Annotated in this window: 15 protein-coding genes; 6 read left to right on the top strand and 9 right to left on the bottom strand. The window is 75.8% G+C overall.

Annotated elements, in window-relative coordinates; all coding sequences use genetic code 11:
• Positions 1-13: 13 nt before the first annotated feature.
• Positions 14-1294, bottom strand: a complete 1281-nt coding sequence (locus Cpa01nite_RS06735) for an MFS transporter (protein ID WP_203667986.1) — start codon at positions 1292-1294, stop codon at positions 14-16.
• 121 nt (positions 1295-1415) lie between these two features.
• On the opposite strand from Cpa01nite_RS06735, the gene Cpa01nite_RS06740 reads away from it, so the two are divergent.
• Entirely contained in the window at positions 1416-2309 is an 894-nt protein-coding gene (locus Cpa01nite_RS06740) for a LysR family transcriptional regulator (RefSeq protein ID WP_203667987.1), read from the top strand.
• Positions 2310-2318: 9 nt separating this feature from the next.
• Here Cpa01nite_RS06740 and Cpa01nite_RS06745 read toward each other — a convergent pair whose 3' ends face one another.
• A complete protein-coding gene (locus Cpa01nite_RS06745; RefSeq protein ID WP_203667988.1) occupies positions 2319-3407 on the bottom strand; it encodes a LacI family DNA-binding transcriptional regulator in 1089 nt (362 codons plus the stop codon).
• A 170-nt stretch (positions 3408-3577) separates the two neighbouring features.
• On the opposite strand from Cpa01nite_RS06745, the gene Cpa01nite_RS06750 reads away from it, so the two are divergent.
• The 4 genes from Cpa01nite_RS06750 to Cpa01nite_RS06765 are packed head-to-tail and all read left to right on the top strand — an operon-like array spanning position 3578 to position 7945.
• On the top strand, positions 3578-4852 hold the full coding sequence (locus Cpa01nite_RS06750) for an extracellular solute-binding protein (protein ID WP_203667989.1): 1275 nt from the start codon (positions 3578-3580) through the stop codon (positions 4850-4852).
• A 5-nt stretch (positions 4853-4857) separates the two neighbouring features.
• Positions 4858-5817 (top strand): carbohydrate ABC transporter permease, encoded by a 960-nt coding sequence (locus Cpa01nite_RS06755; RefSeq protein WP_203667990.1) that lies wholly within the window; start codon positions 4858-4860, stop codon positions 5815-5817.
• Positions 5818-5825: 8 nt separating this feature from the next.
• Complete coding sequence (locus Cpa01nite_RS06760) at positions 5826-6719, top strand: carbohydrate ABC transporter permease (RefSeq protein WP_373307348.1); 894 nt, start codon at positions 5826-5828, stop codon at positions 6717-6719.
• A gap of 38 nt (positions 6720-6757) precedes the next feature.
• The gene (locus tag Cpa01nite_RS06765) at positions 6758-7945 is read left to right on the top strand and encodes a glycoside hydrolase family 1 protein (protein ID WP_203667991.1); all 1188 of its coding nucleotides are present in this window, start codon (positions 6758-6760) and stop codon (positions 7943-7945) included.
• A gap of 169 nt (positions 7946-8114) precedes the next feature.
• On the opposite strand, the gene Cpa01nite_RS06770 is transcribed toward Cpa01nite_RS06765, so the two are convergent.
• The 6 genes from Cpa01nite_RS06770 to Cpa01nite_RS06795 form a co-directional block, all read right to left on the bottom strand.
• Positions 8115-9539 carry a dicarboxylate/amino acid:cation symporter gene (locus tag Cpa01nite_RS06770; protein WP_203667992.1) on the bottom strand — a complete coding sequence of 475 codons (1425 nt, stop codon included), beginning with the start codon at positions 9537-9539 and terminating at the stop codon, positions 8115-8117.
• Between the two features lie 296 nt (positions 9540-9835).
• Positions 9836-11776, bottom strand: a complete 1941-nt coding sequence (gene acs / locus Cpa01nite_RS06775; RefSeq protein WP_239068608.1) for an acetate--CoA ligase — start codon at positions 11774-11776, stop codon at positions 9836-9838.
• A gap of 303 nt (positions 11777-12079) precedes the next feature.
• On the bottom strand, positions 12080-13447 hold the full coding sequence (locus Cpa01nite_RS06780) for a hypothetical protein (protein ID WP_203667994.1): 1368 nt from the start codon (positions 13445-13447) through the stop codon (positions 12080-12082).
• 185 nt (positions 13448-13632) lie between these two features.
• The gene (locus tag Cpa01nite_RS06785; RefSeq protein ID WP_203667995.1) at positions 13633-14559 is read right to left on the bottom strand and encodes a formate/nitrite transporter family protein; all 927 of its coding nucleotides are present in this window, start codon (positions 14557-14559) and stop codon (positions 13633-13635) included.
• Between the two features lie 68 nt (positions 14560-14627).
• A complete protein-coding gene (gene rlmC / locus Cpa01nite_RS06790) occupies positions 14628-15752 on the bottom strand; it encodes a 23S rRNA (uracil(747)-C(5))-methyltransferase RlmC (protein ID WP_203667996.1) in 1125 nt (374 codons plus the stop codon).
• Positions 15753-15821: 69 nt separating this feature from the next.
• A complete protein-coding gene (locus Cpa01nite_RS06795; RefSeq protein ID WP_203667997.1) occupies positions 15822-17264 on the bottom strand; it encodes an NAD-dependent malic enzyme in 1443 nt (480 codons plus the stop codon).
• Positions 17265-17509: 245 nt separating this feature from the next.
• On the opposite strand from Cpa01nite_RS06795, the gene Cpa01nite_RS06800 reads away from it, so the two are divergent.
• Positions 17510-18412 (top strand): cell filamentation protein Fic, encoded by a 903-nt coding sequence (locus Cpa01nite_RS06800; RefSeq protein WP_239068593.1) that lies wholly within the window; start codon positions 17510-17512, stop codon positions 18410-18412.
• A 353-nt stretch (positions 18413-18765) separates the two neighbouring features.
• Here Cpa01nite_RS06800 and Cpa01nite_RS06805 read toward each other — a convergent pair whose 3' ends face one another.
• Positions 18766-19641, bottom strand: coding sequence for an HAD family hydrolase (locus Cpa01nite_RS06805; protein WP_203667998.1), 876 nt, complete (start codon positions 19639-19641; stop codon positions 18766-18768).
• Positions 19642-19645: the final 4 nt, after the last annotated feature.

A 19645-nucleotide genomic window follows, 5' to 3' on the forward strand; every position in this document is an offset into this window, starting at 1 on the left:
AGAGCGGGCGCGGTCAGCGGCGGGTGCGGCGGGCGCCGAGCGCCAGGGCGCCCAGGAGCACGAGCAGCACGCCGGACAGCAGCGCCATCGCGGTCGCCTGCGGCAGCACGCGTGCCAGGAGGCCGAGGCCCATCGCCGGCAGGCTCAGGCCGAGGTAGGCGACCAGGAACAGCCCCGCCAGCGCCTCGCCGCGCTCCGCCGGGGCGGCCGAGGCGGCGACCGTGGCCGAGCCCGCGGCGAAGAGCAGCCCCGCGCCCGCGCCCGTGACGACGCCGCCGACCAGGAAGACGTCGAGCCGCCCGGTGAGCATCCCGGCGGTGAGCACGACCAGGCCCGCCGCCTCCGCGGCGACGCCCGCGCGCAGCCGCGTCGCCGGGCGGACCCGCGTGGTCCCGGCCTGCACGCCCGCCGCGGCGCCGAACACCACGAACACCACCAGGCCGGCGAGCAGCCGGGACGCGTGGTGCAGCGTCCCGCCGACGAACCCCGGCGCCACCGACGTGAACACGCCGAACACCGCGAACGAGGCGAAGGCGGCGGTGTAGGCGAGCAGCTGCGCGGCCGGGTCGCCACCGGTGCGGCGGGGACGCTGCGGGCGGTACGCCGGGCGCTCGGCCGGCCGGCGCACCGTCTCCGGTGCCACGAGCACGGCGGCGACCCCGAGCAGCAGCAGCACGACGAACACGAGGTACGGCAGCCGCAGCGGTGCGACGCCGGTCTCGGCGAGGGCGCCGGCGACCAGGGCGCCCAGCCCCAGGCCGCCGATGTTCGCGACGACGGCGACGACCTGGGGGCGGCGCCCCGCGTCCCCGGGCCGGTGCGCGGCGTGCAGCTCGTGCAGGTGCGCGGTGGCGGTCGCGGTGAGCATCCCGACGCCGAGACCGCTGACGAACCGGGCGACGAGCAGCGTCGCCAGGCCGGTCCCGGACAGGAACAGCGCGCCCGCGACGAGCTCGAGCGCGATCGCCGGCAGCAGGACCCGGCGCCGGCCGAGCCAGTCGGAGACGTGCCCGGCGAGGACCAGCGCCAGGGCGACGCCCACCGCGTACGCGGCGAACACGATCGTCACGGTGAACGTCGAGAACCCGTCGGCCGCCTGGTAGAGCGGGTAGAGCGGCGCGGGTGCGGTGGAGAACGCCATCGTCGCGAGGAAGGCGGCGGCGACCAGCCAGAACCCGGCGCGGTGGCGGGCGACGGAGGCCCGGGGCGCGGGCGGGGCGACGGCGGAGGCGGTCACCGGCGGCGTCCGGGTCCCGTCGGCCCGGGCGGGGCGCGGGAGCGTGGGGCTGGACATGGCGGGCGGCCGTCCTCTCGGTCGGGGTGCGCGTGCTCTGCCACGGTGCGCCGCAGGACGCCATCGCGTCCAACGCTGATTTGCGCTACCCGCCATCGGTGTCAGCGATATCATCCCGCCCATGGAGCTCCGCCAGCTCGGCGCGTTCGTCGCCGTCGTCGAGGAGGGCACGTTCACCGCCGCGGCGGGACGGCTGCTCCTCGTGCAGTCAGCGGTGTCCGCGTCGGTGCAGGCCCTGGAGCGCGAGGTCGGGGCACCGCTGCTCACCCGCGGCCCGCGCCGGGTCACCCTCACCGACGCGGGTGCCGCGCTGCTCCCGCACGCCCGGGCCGCGCTCGACGCGGCGCGGGACGCCCGCGAGGCCGTCGACCTGGTGCGCGGCGGCCTGTCCGGCACGGTCCGGGTCGGGACCATGCCGTCGGTCGGCCTGGTCGACGTGCCGGCCTTGCTCGGCGCGTTCCACCGGGCGCACCCGGGGGTCGCGCTGCGCCTCAGCGCCTCCACCTCGGGATCCGCCGGCCTGGCCGCGTCGGTGGCGGACCGGCGCCTCGACCTGGCGTTCGTGTCGGTGCCGACCGGCTCGGCCCCCGGCGTCCGGCTGCTCGACCTCGCGTCGGCGCCGATGGACCTGCTGGTCCCGGCGGGGCACGACCTCGCGGCGCGGGCGGCCGGGCGGGCGGTCGACCTCGCGGAGGTCGCCGGGCTCGACTTCATCGACTCGCCCGCCGGCTACGGGAACCGGGCGGCGACGGACCGCGCGTTCGCCGCCGCGGGGCTGGAGCGGCGGGTGACGGTCGAGGTCGCGGACATCGGGACCGTGGCGGGCTACGTGCGGCACGGGCTGGGGGTCGCGATCGTGCCGCGGTTCACCGCCGAGGCCGCGCCCGACCTGCCCGCGGTGCCGCTGGCGGCCGGGCTGCGCTGGCCGCTGGCGCTCGCGGTGCCGCGGGACCGGCGCCCGTCCGCGGCGACGGCCGCGCTGGTCCGGCACGTGCGGGAGCACGCCCTCGCCTGACCCCGGGGGTCAGGCGAGGGCGGGCGGGCAGCCGCAGGACTCGCGCCGCACCACGCGCACCGGCAGCAGGTGGCTCTCCGGCTCCTCCGCGGGCGCGCCCGCGTGCCGCACCAGCACCTGCACCGCCAGCCGCCCCATCGCGGCCATCGGCTGCCGGACGGTCGTCAGCGTCGGCCGCGCGAGCCGCCCGGCCAGGATGCCGTCGAACCCGGTGACCACGACCCGCTCCGGCACGGGGACCCCGCGCGCGGCGAGCAGGTCGAGCACGGCGAGCGCCAGCTGGTCGCTCGCGCACACCAGCGCGCGGGGCAGCCGGTCCTCCGCCGCCAGCGACGCCACGACCTCGAACCGGTGCGGCTCCGCGAGGTCGGTCGGGTCGAGCGGCTCGGCGGGCGCGTCCAGCCCCGCGGCCGCCACGGCCTCGCGGAAACCCGCGAACCGCTCCGCGTAGTCCGGCGTGGTCAGCCGCCCGACGAACCCGAGGTCGCGCAGGTCGTGGTCGCCGACCAGGTGCCCGACGAGGTCGCGCATGCCGGCCCGGTTGTCCACCGTGACGTGGTGCAGGCCGTCGGCGACCGGCGGGATGCTGAACGCGACGACCGGGATCCGGCGGGCGACGTGCTCGAGCGTCCCGACGGGCGTCGGCCCGGGGAACACCGCGAGCCCGTCCACCCGGCCGGCGACCTCGGTGACCGACGCGCCCGACCCGCTGCCGCTGCTCAGCAGCAGCGCCTGGCCGCGCTGCCAGCACTCGAGCTCGTAGCCGCGCTGCACCTCGTCGACGTAGAGCGGGAAGGCCCGGGGGTCGGCGTCGGGGTCGAGGTCGTCTGCGTCGCCCGCGGGGGCCGCGCCGTCGGCGCCCTGCTGCGGCGCCGCGAGCATGAGGTCGAACGAGTAGAGCCCCAGGGCGCCGGTGCGTCCGTGCGCCAGCCCGCGGGCGCTCGCGTTCGGCACGTACCCGAGCTCCCGGGCGGCGACGAGCACGGCGGCGCGGGTCGACTCCCGGACGCGCTCGGGCTGCCGGAACGTGAACGACACGGTGGCGATCGACACGCCGGCGCGCTCGGCGACGTCGTAGACGGTCGGTCGACGCGGCACTGCTCCACCTCCTCCGGGGGCCCGGTCGATGGTAGGGGCTTCCTCGCCCCTTCCTCGTGCCCCTTGCACCACCTCATTCTATGCGCTTAACATCGGTGGTGATCTAAGCGCATAGAAGCGCCAGGTGGCCGCCGGCGCACCGCACCCGTCCGTTCGAGGAGGAACGAACCATGATCCGTCCCGCTGCGCGCGTCGCCCTGGTGACCGCGCTCGCCGTGACCGCGCTGACCGCGTGCGGCCGCTCCGACGACGCCGGCACCGGCGCCGCGACCGACGCCGCGACCCTGTCCGAGGGCGCCGCCTCCGGCGAGCTCACCGTGTGGGCCATGGGCGCCGAGGGCGAGGCGCTGCCCGACTTCGTGCAGGCGTTCACCGACGCGAACCCCGACCTCGACATCGAGGTCGTGCCGATCCCGTGGGACGCCGCGCGCGACAAGTTCCAGACCTCGATCGCCGCGGGCACCACGCCCGACGTCGCGATGATGGGCACCACCTGGATGGCCGAGTTCGGCGACGCGTTCGCCCCGGTGCCGGACGGCATCGACACGAGCGGGGTCTTCGAGGGCTCCCTCGGCACCGCCGAGCTGGACGGCACCGCGGTCGGCGTGCCCTGGTACGTGGACACCCGGGTCCTCTACTACCGGACCGACCTGGCCGAGCAGGCCGGCTGGACCGAGGCGCCGGCCACGCAGGAGGACCTCAAGCAGATGGCCGCCGACATGCAGGAGAAGGCGGGCGCCGACTACGGCATCCGGCTGCAGTCCGCGGGGAACGACTCGTTCCAGGGCTCGCTGTGGGCCCCGTGGTCGAACGGCGCGAGCCTGATGGACGACGACGGGACCGAGTGGACGCTCGACACCCCCGAGATGGTCGAGGCGTACGAGTACTACACGTCGTTCTTCGCGGACGGCGTCGCGAACCCGGCCGCGGACAAGACCCCGGGCGCGCAGGAGGCCGAGTTCGTCGCCGGCACCACCCCGATGCTCATCGACGGCCCGTTCATGATGGGTCAGCTCGCCACGCTCGGCGGCGAGGGCTTCGAGGACAAGTACGCGACGGCGCGGATCCCGGCGGGCGACTCGTCCACCTCGTTCGCGGGCGGCTCGAACCTGGTCGTGTTCCAGGACTCGGACAACCAGGACGCCGCGTGGAAGCTCGTCGACTGGCTGACCCAGCCCGACGTGCAGGTCGAGTGGTACGGCGTCACGGGCGACCTGCCCTCGCAGCAGTCCGCGTGGGACGACCCGGCGCTGGCCGACGACGAGAAGCTGGCCGTGTTCGGCGAGCAGCTCGAGGACACCCAGGCCCCGCCGGTCAACACCGCCTGGGTCCAGGTGGGGGCCGCCGCCGACTCCGTGCTCGAGCGGATGACGGTCAGCGGCGAGGCGCCCGAGGACGCCCTCGCCGAGCTGCAGCAGCAGGCGTCGTCGATCGGCGTGGGCTGAGCCGCATGACCACCACAGCCGCACCCCGTCCGGCCGGGTCCACGCGACCCGGCCGGGCACGGGCCGCCGCCTCCCGGGGACCCGCCGCCGCGCGCCGCCGGCGCCAGGGGATGGTCGCGTGGATGTTCGCGCTGCCGTTCGTCCTGGTCTTCGGGTTCTTCATGCTCGTGCCGCTGGTGTCGTCGTTCGCGATGTCGTTCACCGACTTCACCTCGCGGGACGTCCGCACGCCGTTCGCGGTGAACTTCGTCGGGCTGGACCAGTACGTCGCCCTGCTCGGCGACGCGCGGTTCCTCAAGTCCCTCGCCGTCACCGGGACGTTCGTCGTCGTCGGCATCCCGCTGACGATGGTCGTGGCGCTCGCGCTGGCGGTGGCGCTGAACTCGGGGATCGGCCGGTTCCGGTCGGCGTTCCGCGTCGGGTTCTACGCCCCCGTGGTGACCAGCATCGTCGCCGTGTCGGTGGTGTGGCGGTACATCCTGCAGCCCGACGGGCTGCTCAACACCGCGCTCGGCTGGGTCGGGATCGAGGGGCCGAACTGGCTGAACTCGACCACCTGGGCCCTGCCGTCGCTGATCCTCATGGCGGTCTGGCGCAACGTCGGCACGCTCATGGTGATCTTCCTGGCCGGCCTGCAGTCCGTCCCGGCGGAGGTGCAGGAGGCCGCGGTCGTGGACGGCGCCTCCCCGTGGCGCCGGTTCCGCAGCGTGACGCTGCCGCTGCTGCGCCCGACCCTGCTGCTCGGCGCGGTGCTCATCTCGGTCGGCTACCTGCAGTTCTTCGAGGAGGCCTTCGTGATGACGCAGGGCGGCCCGCTCGACTCCACGCTGTCGACCGCCTTCTACACGTTCGAGCAGTTCGGCTTCGGCAAGTACGGGTTCGCCTCGGCGGCGTCCTACGTGCTGTTCCTCGCCATCGCGCTCATGAGCCTGCTGCAGTTCCGGCTGCTGCGGTCGCAGGACTAGGGGGAACCGTGTCCACCATCACCCCGCCGTCCCCGCACCCGGCCGTCGACCGGCTCGCGCGGCCGACGCCGCCGCGCCGCCGCCGGCTGTCCACGGGCCGTGCGCTCACCTACACCGTCCTCGTCGTCGGTGTGCTGCTGTGGCTGCTGCCGTTCGTCTGGATGGTGCTCGGCTCGGTCAAGACGCAGCGCGAGATCCTCACCAAGCCGCCGACCATCTGGCCGCAGGACCCGACCTTCGCCAACTTCGGGCGCTGGTTCACCGACCTGAACTTCGGCCAGTTCTTCACCAACTCGGTGGTCGTCGCCGTCGTGACCGTGCTCGGGAACCTGCTGTTCTGCTCGATGGTGGGCTACGCGCTCGCCAAGATGGACTTCCCGGGCAAGAGGGCGCTGTTCGCGCTCGTCATGATCATGCTGATGGTCCCGGGCGTCGTGACGTTCGTGCCGCTGTTCGTGCAGGTCACGTCGCTCGGCCTGCTCAACACCTACCCGGCGCTGATCCTGCCGTTCCTCACCCAGCCGCTCGGCGTGTTCCTCATGCGCCAGTTCATGCTCGGGATCCCCGAGCCGCTGATGGAGGCCGCGCGGATCGACGGCGCCGGCGAGCTGCGCATCTTCGCGCGCGTGGTCATGCCGCTGTGCGGGCCGCCGCTCGCGACGCTCGGCATCCTCACGTTCCTCGGCTCGTGGAACAACTTCCTGTGGCCGCTCGTCGCGGCGCAGAGCCAGGACATGTACACGCTGCCCGTCGCGCTGTCCCTGTACTCCACGGGCCAGCAGGCGACCGACTACGGCCTGCTGCTGGCCGGCGCGGTGCTGGTCATCACGCCGATCCTCCTGCTGTTCGTGCTGCTGCAGCGCTACTTCGTCCAGGGCATCGCGACCGTCGGCCTCAAGTGACCCCGTACCCCGCACCCCGCACCACCGGAAGGACCCGCATGTCCGACAGCCGCCAGTTCCCCGAGGGCTTCCTCTGGGGCGCCTCCACCGCCGCGCACCAGGTCGAGGGGAACAACGTCAACTCCGACTGGTGGGTGCGCGAGCACGCGCCGGGGACCGACCTGGCCGAGCCCTCCGGCGACGCCGCCGACTCCTACCACCGGTACCCCGAGGACATCGCGCTGCTCGCGTCGCTCGGGATGAACTCCTACCGGTTCAGCATCGAGTGGGCCCGGATCGAGCCGGAGCAGGGCTTCGTGTCGAAGGCGCAGCTCGCGCACTACCGCCGCATGGTCGACACCTGCCGCGAGCACGGCCTCACGCCGTCGGTGACGCTGCACCACTTCACGCACCCGCGCTGGTTCGCGCGGCTCGGCGGCTGGCGGAACCCGGACGCCCCGGCGCTGTTCGAGCGGTTCACCGAGATCGCGCTGCCCGTCCTCGGCGACGACGTCGAGTGGGTCTGCACCATCAACGAGCCCAACATGGTCGCGATGACCCGCGGCGAGGAGGGCACCGAGATGACCGCGTCCCGGCTGCCGGCGCCGGACCCGCGGATCACCGACGCGCTGATCGAGGCGCACCGACGGTCGCGCGCGGTGCTCACGCAGCTCCCGCAGGTGCGGTCGGGCTGGTCGGTCGCGACGCAGGCGTACCACGCGGCGCCCGGGGCCGAGGAGGCCACGAAGGCCTACGGCTACCCGCGGGAGGACATCTTCCTCGACGCCGCGAAGGGCGACGACTGGATCGGCGTCCAGGGCTACCTGCGCACGTTCGTCGACCCGCAGGGGAACCCGCTGCCGGTGCCCGAGGGCGCCGAGACGACGCTGACCGGCTGGGAGTACTTCCCGCCCGCCATCGGCATCGGCATCCGGAACGCGTGGGAGCGCACGGGCGGCGTGCCGGTCGTGGTGACCGAGAACGGCATCGCGACGCAGGACGACGCACGCCGGGTCGACTACACGCACGACGCGCTGGTCGGCGTGCACGAGGCGATGGCCGACGGCATCGACGTGCGCGGGTACCTGCACTGGTCGGCGCTCGACAACTACGAGTGGGGCTCGTACACGCCGACGTTCGGGCTCATCGCCTGGGACCGCGACACGTTCGAGCGCACCCCCAAGCCGAGCGCGCACTGGCTGGGCGAGGTCGCCCGCACGGGGACGCTGACGCACCCGACGCGCTGAGCCGCCGGCGCCCGACGGCCGAGGCCCGACGGCCGCCGCCCGACGGCCGCCGCCCGACGGCCGAGGTCGTCGGTCGCGCCCGAGGTCGTCGGTTCCGCACCCGCTCGCGCGGACGGAACCGACGACCTCGGCGCGTCAGGACGCGCGGCGCGTCGCGAGCGAGCTCGGGCTAGCGCGCCGCAGCCGGCTCCGGGGCGGGCAGCGCGTCGGACGGGGCGGACTCCTCGTCGTCGTCCGTGAACAGGTCCTCCGCCTGCGCGGAGTCGTAGCGGGCCCGGTCGAGGACGCCCTCGCGCTTCGCGACGATCGTCGGCACCAGCGTCTGCCCGGCGACGTTCACCGCGGTGCGGCCCATGTCGAGGATCGGGTCGATCGCCAGGAGCAGGCCGACGCCCGCGAGCGGCAGGCCGAGGGTCGACAGCGTCAGGGTCAGCATGACGATCGCGCCGGTGAGGCCGGCGGTGGCGGCGGACCCGACCACGGACACGAACGCGATCAGCAGGTAGTCGAGCACCGACAGGTCGATGCCGAAGATCTGCGCGACGAAGATCGCCGAGATCGCCGGGTAGATCGAGGCGCAGCCGTCCATCTTGGTGGTCGCCGCCAGCGGCACCGCGAACGACGCGTACTCCGACGGCACGCCGAGGTTCCGCTCGGTCACCCGCTGCGTCACCGGGAGCGTGCCGATCGACGACCGGGACACGAACGCCAGCTGGATCGCCGGCCAGGCGCCGCGGAACCAGCGCGCCACGCCGAGGCCGTTGACCCGCAGCAGCACCGGGTAGACGACGAGCAGCACCAGCGCGAGGCCGACGTACACGGCGATCGCGAACCGGCCGAGCGAGGCCAGCGAGTCCCACCCGTACGAGGCGACGGCGTTGCCGACCAGGCCGAGCGTGCCCAGCGGGGCGAGGCGGATGACCCACCACAGCACCTTCTGGATCACGGCCAGCGCGGACCGGACGAACGACAGGAACGGCTCGGCCTTCGCCCCGGTGCGCAGCACCGCGATGCCGACGACGATCGCGATGACGACGATCTGCAGGACGTTGAAGCTGACCGACGTGCTGGCGGTGCCGTCCTCGGCGACCGAGGTGCTGGCGCCGAGGCCCAGCGGGTTCCCCGGGATCAGACCGTCGAGGAAGTCGGTCCAGGAGCCGGTGCGGCCCGGCTCCTCCGCCTGGTCGAGGCTGATGGTGGTGTGGTTGCCGGGCTGCAGCACGAGGCCGAGGCCGATGCCGATGACCACGGAGATCAGCGCCGTGATCGCGAACCACGACAGGGTCCGCCACGCCAGGCGCGCGCCGTTGGCGACGTTCTGCAGGTTGGCGACGGACGCGACGATCGCGGCGAAGATCAGCGGCGGGACGATGGCGCGCAGCAGCGTGACGAACGACGAGCCGATCGTGTCCAGGGTGCTGGTCAGCCAGTTCGGGGACTCGGCGTCGGTGCCTGCGTCGACGGGGCCGATCGACAGGGCGACCCAGCCGAGCGCGGCGCCGAGCACGAGCGCCGCGATGATCTGGAAGCCGAAGTTGCCGAGCAGGGCGCGGGCGCGCGAGCGGCCACGCACCGCGGAGGCGGTGGAGGACATGGGGGAGCCTTTCGCGGGCGCGCCGACGCGCACCCGTGGTGGTGGGGGGGGGCCCGCGCACGGCGGGCGGGGGGACGGCGGTCGTGCTCAGCGACAGAGCGCGCTGGCGACGCGGCGCAGGTCGACGGCGCGACGCGCGGTGAGGTCCCACCCGGTCACTGCTGCCCCCTGCTCCCGATCCGTCGGCCGGTCCCGCGACCGGCGCCCGGGCGGGCGCAGGCGGACCGGCGCGTGCCCCGCCGGAGCGGGGCACGCGGACCAGTCTACGGAGATGGTTGCCCGAGCGCGCGGTGTGCTCAGCCCGCGGGCTTCTGCAACCCCTGCTGGATGAGGTCCATGACCGAGGAGTCGGCCAGCGTGGTGGCGTCGCCGACCTGCCGGTGCTCGGCGACGTCGCGCAGCAGGCGGCGCATGATCTTGCCGGACCGGGTCTTGGGCAGCTCGGGGACCACGAGGATCGTGCGCGGCTTGGCGATCGGGCCGATCTGCTGCGCGACGTGCGCGCGCAGCTCGGTGGCCGTCTCCTCGGGCGACCGCTCGGCGGCCCCGCCGCGCAGGATGACGAACGCGACGACGGCCTGGCCGGTGGTGTCGTCGGTCGCGCCCACGACGGCGGCCTCGGCGACCGACGGGTGCGAGACGAGCGCCGACTCGATCTCCGTCGTCGACAGCCGGTGCCCGGACACGTTCATCACGTCGTCCACGCGGCCGAGCAGCCAGATGTCCCCGTCCTCGTCCTTCTTGGCCCCGTCGCCGGCGAAGTAGATGCCGGCGAACCGCGACCAGTACGTGTCGCGGAACCGCTGCTCGTCGCCCCAGATCCCCCGGAGCATGGACGGCCACGGCTCGGTGAGCACCAGGTAGCCGCCCGACCCGTTCGGGACGGACCTCGCGTCGTCGTCGATCACGTCGGCGGCGATGCCGGGCAGCGGCGTCTGCGCGGAGCCCGGCTTGGCGACGGTGACGCCCGGCAGCGGGCTGATCATGATGGCGCCGGTCTCGGTCTGCCACCAGGTGTCGACCACCGGGGTCCGGTCGCCGCCGATCACCCGGCGGTACCAGGTCCAGGCCTCCGGGTTGATCGGCTCGCCGACCGACCCGAGCACCCGCAGGCTCGACAGGTCGAACCCGCCCGGCACGTCCTCGCCCCACTTCATGCAGGTCCGGATCGCCGTCGGCGCGGTGTACAGGATCGACACCCCGTACTTCTGGACGATCTCCCACCAGCGCCCGCGGTGCGGGGTGTCCGGGGTGCCCTCGTAGATGACCTGGGTCGCGCCGTTGATCAGCGGCCCGTAGACGACGTAGGTGTGCCCGGTCACCCAGCCGACGTCGGCGGTGCACCAGTACACGTCGGTCTCGGGCTTGAGGTCGAAGACGTTGAGGTGCGTCCACGCCGCCTGCGTCAGGTAGCCGCCCGTGGTGTGGAAGATGCCCTTCGGCTTCCCGGTGGTGCCCGAGGTGTAGAGGATGAACAGCGGGTGCTCCGCCTCGACCGCGACCGGCTCGTGCGTGTCGGGGGCGCGGTCGACCGCGTCGTGCCACCAGACGTCGCGGCCCTCGGTCCACGGCACGTCCTGGCCGGTGCGCCGGACCACGAGCACGCGGCGGACCACGTCGCCGCTCCCCTTGGCGAGCGCCTCGTCGACCGTCGGCTTCAGGGCGCTCGCGGCGCCGCGCCGGTAGCCACCGTCCGCGGTGATGACCACGCGGGCGTCGGCGTCGAGGATCCGGGTGTGCAGCGCCTCGGCGGAGAAACCGCCGAACACCACGGAGTGCGGGGCGCCGATCCGGGCGCAGGCCAGCATCGCGATGACGGCCTCGGGGATCAGCGGCAGGTAGATCGCGACCCGGTCGCCGGTCTGCACGCCGAGCTCCGTGAGGGCGTGGGCCGCCCGGGACACCTCGCGCTGCAGGTCGGCGTAGGTGAGCGTCCGGGTGTCGCCGGGCTCGCCCTCGAAGTGCAGGGCGACGCGGTCGCCGTGGCCCGCCGCGACGTGCCGGTCGACCGCGTTGTACGCGGCGTTGAGCCGGCCGTCGCCGAACCAGCGCGCGACCGGGGCGCCCGACCAGTCGAGGACCTCCTGGAACGGCTCGGCCCAGTCGAGCAGCGAGCGCGCCTGCTCCGCCCAGAACTCGAGGCGGGCGGAGTTGGCCCAGGAGTAGAGCTCGGCGTGGGCGTTCGCCTGCGCGGCGAACGCGGGATCGGGCGGGAACCGGCGGTCCTCGGTCAGCAGGTTCTCGAGCCCCGGGGCGGGGGCGTCCGGCGTGCCGGCCGCGGGGGGCGTGCCCCCGGCGGACCCGGCGGGCGGGGCGGAGTTGTCGAGGGCCACGTGTGCCTCCAGCGCAACGACGTCGGTGCGGGCTGGCGCGGCTCGGATGCCGCGTCTCCCGGCACTCTAGTAGGACTTACGTCCCTGGCGAGCGCGGATGCGGTGGTGGCGGGTCGTTCCGGGGGTGCCGGGCGGGCGCGTGCGGCGTGCGCCGGGGGTGCGCGGGCGGGGCGCCGGCGGGGTGCCGGCGCGCCCGCCGCCCCGCCGTCAGACCCGCGGGAGCCAGCGGCGCCGGGCGACGGCGAGCACCAGCCCGGCCACGAGCAGCAGCGAGCCGACGACGAACACCGACCCGGACGTCGCCGTGACCGTCGCGCGCACCACGGAGTACTCCGTGCCGTCCGTGGCGAACCAGCGCACCACGTCGACGTGCGTCGTGGCGGGCACGTAGAGCAGCACCACGCCCACGACCGAGGCGACCGCGCCGGCCGTGAGCGGGACGGCGGGCGTCCACAGCCCCAGCGCCAGGACCAGCGCGAGCACCGCCACGCCGACCGTGACCAGCACCACGCCGATCGCGTCGTACGAGGCGTCCCAGCCCGGGGCCTGCGCGGCGAGCACGCGCGACTGGCCGAACAGCACGGTCCAGACGCCGATCGCGCCCACCAGCAGACCGACGAGCGCGCCGAGCACGTGCCGCAGCGCGCCCCCGCCGGGCCGCCGGGCGGGCTCGGGGCGGGCCGCGGTGGCACCGCCGCGGCGGGAGCGGGCCGTGCGGGGGCCGTCCTGCTCGGCCTCGTCCTGGCCGCCCGGGATGACCGGCGCGGTCGGTCCGGCGGGCGCGGGAGCGGAGGGGTCGCCGTACGGGACGGAGGCGTCCGACGGGCCGGTGCCGGGGAGGCCGGCGGCCGGGGTGCCGGTCCCGGGCGGGGCGTCCGGGACCGCGCCGGGCTCGGCGGGGTCGCGGGTGAGGACGGCGGCCGCGCGCGCCTCGGCGCCGCGGATGCTGGTGCGCCGCACGGGCTCCGGCGGGGCGGCGGGCTCGGCGACGCCCGCCGCGGGCGTCGTGGGCAGCGGGGCCGTCGGGGCGCCGGAGCCGTCCGGGGACAGCCGCGCCGTCCCGGGCCCGCCGGGCTTCCCGGGTCCACCGGGGGTGCCGGGCCCGCCGGGGGTGCCGGGTCCGCCGGGGGTGCCGGGTCCGCCGGGGGTGCCCGGGACGCCGGGCGCGTGGCCGGTGGCGGGGACGACCGAGGCGACCGGCTCCTCCGGCGCGGGCGGCGTGGGCGCGGGGCGGGTGGCGCGGTGCGCGCTCGTGCCGCGGCCCGGGGTGGTCGTGCGGCGCGCGGGGACGGCGGCGACGGCCGGGTCCGCGGCGGCCCGCTGCGCGGCAGTCGGCTCGGTGGCGGCCGGCTCGGCGGCGGGAGCGGCGGGCGTCGCGCCGGTGCGGCCGGGCTCGCCCGCGCTCGTCGCCTCGTCGCCGGCTGCCGGGTCGACGGGGGCAGCAGCCGACGGCGTCGGCGTCGTCGCGCCGGGAGCCGCGCCCGTCGAGGTCGCTCCGGTGCCGCCCGACGCGCGCTGCTCGGCGGCGTCGGCCGTCACGGCGTCGTCGTGCTCGCGGTCCGAGGTGCTGCTCATGTCTGCTCCCTTGTCGCCGGCTCAGTGCGGGGCAGGAGCGGTGGCGCCTCCCGCGCAGCGGGTTCGGTGTGCGACGCGGCCGGTCGGGACACGTCGGTGCTCCGTCCGACCGTAGGGCGCCGCGGCGCAGGACGCCCTGCGGCGCGCCCGAGATGTCCGGATCCGGGCGTGAACGCGGGTGCGGGTCAGCGCCTCCCGGCGGCGAGGGGTCGCGGCTCCGCGCCGGCCGCGGCGCCCGCGCCGGCTGCGGCGCCCGCGCCGGCTGCGGCGCCCGCGCCGGCTGCGGCGGGCTCGGCGGGCGCCTCGGTCGCGGCCGGCACCGCCGGGACGCCCGCCGGGCGCGCCGGCGCCGCGGCCACGGCGTTCGCCGCGCCGACGAGCAGCCCGCCGCCGACCAGGTTCCCGAGCCCGACCAGCAGCACGTTCCGCGCGAACTCGGCGACCGTCGCGTCCGGCAGCCCGCCCACGAGTCCGAACGAGAACGTCGTCATGTTGGCGACCACGTGCTCGAACCCGGAGGTGATGAAGACCATGACGCAGGCGAAGACCACGACGATCTTCGCGACCTCGTCCTGCAGCCGGCCCGCGCACCAGATCGCCAGGCAGACCAGGAGGTTGCACAGCACGCCGCGGAAGAACAGCTCGGTCCCGGACTCCTCGGCCTTGTGGGCGATCATCGACGCGATCATCCGGCCGCCGGGGCGGTCGGGCCCGAGGGCGCCGGACAGGTGCAGCACCACCGCCAGGACGAACGCCCCGAGCAGGTTGCCCGCGAGGCAGGCGAGCAGCGTCGCGCCGGCGCGGCCCCACGAGATCGCGCCGCGCATCGCCCCCTGGGTGAAGACCATCATCGCGGAGGTGGCGAGCTCGCCACCGGCCACCACGACGATCGTCAGGGCGACGCCGAACACCAGGCCCTGCACCAGCGGGGCGAACCCGGAGCCGGCGTCCGCGAGCGGACCGCCCGCGGTCGCCATGATGACCACGCCGAGCCCGATGTACGCGCCGGCGAGCATCGTGTTGACCAGGTAGACGCCGGGGCGGCGGGCGAGGTCGGTCTTCGTCCGGGCCGCCTGCGTCTGGTACTCGAGGGCCTGGGCGACGGTCAGCATGCGACCAGCGTGCTCCGCCGGCCGGCGCCGGACGTGGGACGAAAGGCACGGCCGACCCGGCGCGGGCGTCAGTCCCGGGACAGCGCGACGACGACCTCGTAGTGCCCGGTCTGCGGGAACATGTCGAGCAGCCGGCCGCGGCGCGGGCGCAGCGACGGCATCGCGGCCAGGTCCCGGGCCAGCGAGGCGGCGTTGCACGACGAGTACACGACGTCCCGGACGCCGGACTCCTCCAGCCACCCGGCGAGCGCCGGCCCGATGCCGCGCCGCGGCGGGTTGACGACCACGAGGTCCGGCGCCGCCGCGGCGCCCAGGGCGAACGCGGTCGCGTCGCCGGCGGCGAACCGCACGTCGGCCAGCCCGAGGTCGTCGCGGCTCTGCTCGGCGCTCGCGACCGCCTCGGTGCTGGTCTCGATCCCGACGACCGCGCGCCCCGGCCGGGCCACGTGCAGCGCGAAGCCGCCGACCCCGCAGTACAGGTCCCACACCGAGCGCGGCCCGGCGGCGTCGACCCACTCCCGGCCGATCCGGTACAGCGCGGCCGCGACGGCGGTGTTCGTCTGGAAGAAGCTCTGCGGGCGGAGGTGCAGGTCGACGTCGTTGATGCGCATCCGCAGCGTCGCTCGCTCCGTCAGCACGACCTCCTGCTCGCCCTCGAGGACGGCCTTGTGCTCCGGCAGCAGGTTCGCCGACACGACGACGGCCCGCGGCAGCGCGGCGAGCAGCCACGGCAGGTGCTTGCGCAGGCGCGGCAGCGCCTCGGAGGACCGCAGCACGAACCGGACCATCAGCTCGCCGTCGGGCGACTCGGTGACCAGCACGTACTTGAGCTCGCCCCGGCGGGTCGGCACGTCGTACGGGACGAGGCGCGCGAGCGTCACGAACTCCGCGAGCACGGGCAGCGCGGCCTGCAGCGACGCCGGGTAGAGCGGGCAGTCGCGCAGGTCGACCCCGACGCCGCCGGGGTCGAGGATCCCGAGCGTGGGCGCGTCGACCGTGCCGCCGACCGCCATCTTCGCCTTGTTCCGGAAGCCCTGCTCCGCGCTCGCCACCGCCGGGAGCCAGTCGACCGGCCCGAACGGGTCGACGAGCTCGCGGCAGCGCTCCTGCTTCGCGGCGAGCTGGTCGGCGTAGGGCAGCTCGATCCAGGTGCAGGAGCGACACCGGGCGGCGTCGTAGTGGTGGCACTGCACCGGTCGATCCTACGGTCGCCCGGGCGCGCACCCCGGGTCGCGGGCGGTGCGGGACCCGCCCCGGAACCGCTAGATCCCGGGCACCGGGACGACCGCCACCGCCCCGGTGTCCGCCCGCGGGCCGGCCGCCGCGCCCGCCACCTGCGCGACCGCGGTGGCGACCGTCGTGGCGACGTCGGGGTGGAACACGCTCGGGATGATGTACGCCGGGTTGAGCTCGTCGTCGGACACCACCGAGGCGAGCGCCCGCGCCGCGGCGAGCAGCATCGCGTCGGTGATGACGTGGGACCGGGCGTCGAGCAGCCCGCGGAACACCCCCGGGAACGCCAGGACGTTGTTGATCTGGTTGGCGACGTCGCTGCGGCCGGTGCCGACGACCGCCGCGTACCGGGCCGCCTCGACCGGGTCGATCTCCGGGCGCGGGTTCGCCATCGCGAACACGATCGCGTCCGGGGCCATCGTCGCGACGTCCTCGCCGGTGAGGATGTTCGGCGCGCTGACCCCGATGAACACGTCCGCCCCGGCCAGCGCGCCGCGCAGCTCGCCGGTCACGCCGCGCGGGTTGGTCCGCTCGGCGATCCAGCGCAGCTCGGGCGAAGCCAGCTCCCGCCCGGTGTGCACGATGCCGTCGATGTCGGCGACCACGACGTCGTGCACGCCCGCCGACAGCAGCAGCTTGAGCACCGCGGTGCCCGCCGCCCCCGCGCCGGACAGCACCACCCGGACCTGGTCGATCTGCTTGCCGACGACCTTCAGCGCGTTCGTCAGCGCCGCCGTCACGACGATCGCCGTGCCGTGCTGGTCGTCGTGGAACACCGGGATGTCGAGGCGCTCGCGCAGCCGCCGCTCGACCTCGAAGCACCGCGGCGCCGAGATGTCCTCGAGGTTGATCCCGGCGAACACCGGCGCGACCCGCACGACGGTCTCGACGATCTCGTCCACGTCCTGGGTGTCGAGGGCGAGCGGGAACGCGTCGATCCCGGCGAACCGCTTGAACAGCGCGGCCTTGCCCTCCATCACCGGCAGGGACGCCAGCGGCCCGATGTCCCCGAGCCCCAGCACCGCGCTGCCGTCGGTGACGACGGCGATGGTGTTCCGCTTGATCGTGAGCCGGCGCGCGTCGTCCGGCCGGGCGGCGATCGCCTCGCACACCCGGGCCACGCCCGGCGTGTAGGCCATCGACAGGTCGTCACGGTTGCGCAGCGGCACCTTCGACTCGATCGACAGCTTGCCGCCGAGGTGCATGAGGAAGGTGCGGTCGCTGACCCGCTCGACGTCGACGCCCGGCAGCGCGCGCAGGGCCTCGACGATCTGGCCGGCGTGCTCCTCGCCGCTGGTCGCGCAGGTCACGTCGACGGTGAGCCGCTCGTGCCCCGACGCCGTGACGTCCAGCGCGGTGACGATCCCCCCCGTCTGCTCGATCGCGGACGTCAGCTCGGAGACGGCCGTGGGCCGCGCCTCCACGTGCAGGCGCGCGGTGATGGACGAGGACACGCTCGGCGTCGAGGGCATGGGGTCAGTGTGGCCCGGAACCCGTCGCGACGCCCAGGGCGCCGGCGCCGGCGCGCCGCGCGTGCCGGGGCGGCGGTGCGGCCGGCGGTGCGGCCGGCGGCGCGGCCGGCGGTGCGGGCGCTGGCGTGGGCGGTGGCGCGAGACCTACTGATCCGGACGAGACCCACGCGCGCGGACGGTGGTCTCGTCCGGATCAGTGGGTCTCGGGGAGCGGGGCGTGCCGGCGGCGCTCGTAGGGTGGCCGCGTGCTCCCCGTCGCCCCCTCGCCCGCTCCCGCGGCGGACGACCCGCTCACGCCGCTGCTCGACCTGCCCGGGGTCCGCGGCGCCGTCGACCGGGCGCGCACCGCGTGCGAGGAGCTGCGCTGGCACGAGGCGTTCCGGCGGCGGTGGCGCGAGGCCCGCGCCGAGGCCGACGTCCGCGCGGCCCGGGCCGGCGCCGCGGTGGACGGCGCCCGGGTGCCGCTGGAGGTGCTCCGCGGGGTGGCGACGGGCGTCGACCGGCCGGCGGACGGCGCGGGGTGGCTCCTCGACGACGCGGCCGCCGCCGACCTCCGGGTCGCGACCGGCGCCCTGCGCGCGACCGCGCTCGCGGCCACCTGGCGGCCGGAGCTGGGCGGGCGGTCCGAGCCGGCCCTGCCGCCGCTGGGGCAGCTCCTCGCCCGGCTGCACGCCGCGGCCGGCGCCGGCTGGCTGCCGGAGGCGGACCTGGGCCGGGTGCGCGTCGCCGGGTCGCCGCTGGACCTGACCGGGCTGGGACCCGCGCCGTCCGGGGCCGACGCGGCGGAGCGGGTCGCGCTGCTGACGCGCACGGTCGCCGCCACGCGCGCGCCCGCCCTCGTCGTGGCCGCGGTCGTGCACGGCGAGCTGCTGGCGGTCCGCCCGTTCGCCGCCGCCAACGGGACGGTCGCCCGCACCGCGGCGCGCCTGCTGCTCTGCGCGCGCGGGCTCGACCCGACCGGGACCGTGGTGCCCGAGGCGGCGTGGGCCGCGGCCCCGCAGCCCTACCTGGCCACGGCGGCCCGGTTCGCGACCGGGACGCCGGCGGGCGTGGCGGCGTGGGTCGGGGTCTGCGCGGACGCGGTGGTCGCGGGAGCGGCCGAGGCGCGGCGGGTCGCGGACGCGGTGCTGGCGGGGCGGCTCGGCTGAGGCGGGCGCCGTCCGCCGCGGTCGCGCGGGCGCCGTCCGCCGCGTCGGGCGCGTGGACGGGCCCGGACACGGACGACGGCGCCCGGGGAGGACGCCGTCGCCGAACGGACGGCCGCGAGGGTTATCAGGCGTGCACATGGTCAGTCGAGACGGGTTCGAGCCCGTTCGACGCGTCCTATGCGTGGACGGGTCGCGCGTGGGTTCCCTCGTGGCCTTCTGTTGTGCTGCCCATCACAGCCGACGGGCGGGCCGCGGGGAAGAGGGACCGGCGAACTCCCAGGTGACGCCGGCACGGGTGACCGGATGGCGGGACGGGCGATCGGTTGGTGGACGGCGCGGACCAGCGCGGCTGGTCAGGTCGCCGCCGCGACGCGCCGCCGGTACCGGTCGCGGCCCCACGCCGCCGCCACCAGCGCGAGCGCGAGGGCGGCGGCCGCGCCGACGACCAGCCGGTCGCGCGCCGCGGCGCCGGTGAGCTGCCGCAGCGCCGCGCGCCGCCGGCCGGCGCCCACCGCGACGTGCCGGCGGAACACCAGCGGCGTCCAGCCCTCGGCCTCGGCCAGCCGGCGGAGCGCGCGGTCCGGGTTCACGACGTACGGGTGCCCGACCGCCGCGAGCATGGGCGCGTCGGTGGCCGAGTCGCTGTACGCGGACGACGCGGCCAGGTCGTACCCCCGCTCGCGCGCCAGCTCCCGCATCGCCTCCGCCTTGGCCGGGCCGTAGGCGTAGAACGCGATCTCGCCGGTGTAGCGCCCGTCCGCGACGCCCATCCGGCTCGCGATGACCTCGTCGGCGCCGATCAGCTCGGCGATCGGCCGGACCAGCTCCGCGCTCGACGCGGACACGACGACGACGTCCCGGCCCGCGGCGTGGTGCTCCGCCACCAGGTCCAGCGCCTCGGCGTAGACGACCGGGCCGATCGCGTCCTGCACGCTCGCGGCGACGATCGCGGACACCCGCTCGACGTCCCAGCCCGCGACCATCGCCGACAGCTGGGCCCGGACCCGCTCCGTCCGGCCCTCGGTCGCGCTGCCGAGCAGGAACGCGAGCTGCGCGCCCGCGGACCGCAGCATCGCCCGCCGGCTCAGCAGGCCGCCGGTCAGGAACGGCCGCGCGAAGGCGCTCGCGGCGGACGTCGCGATGACCGTCTTGTCGAGGTCGAAGAACGCGGCGGCGCGCGCGGGTGCCGCCGCGCCGGGGGGTGCGGACGAGGTGTGGCCGTGGCTCATCGGG

This window comes from Cellulomonas pakistanensis (genome assembly GCF_016862755.1).
GTDB classification, from domain to species: domain Bacteria; phylum Actinomycetota; class Actinomycetes; order Actinomycetales; family Cellulomonadaceae; genus Cellulomonas; species Cellulomonas pakistanensis.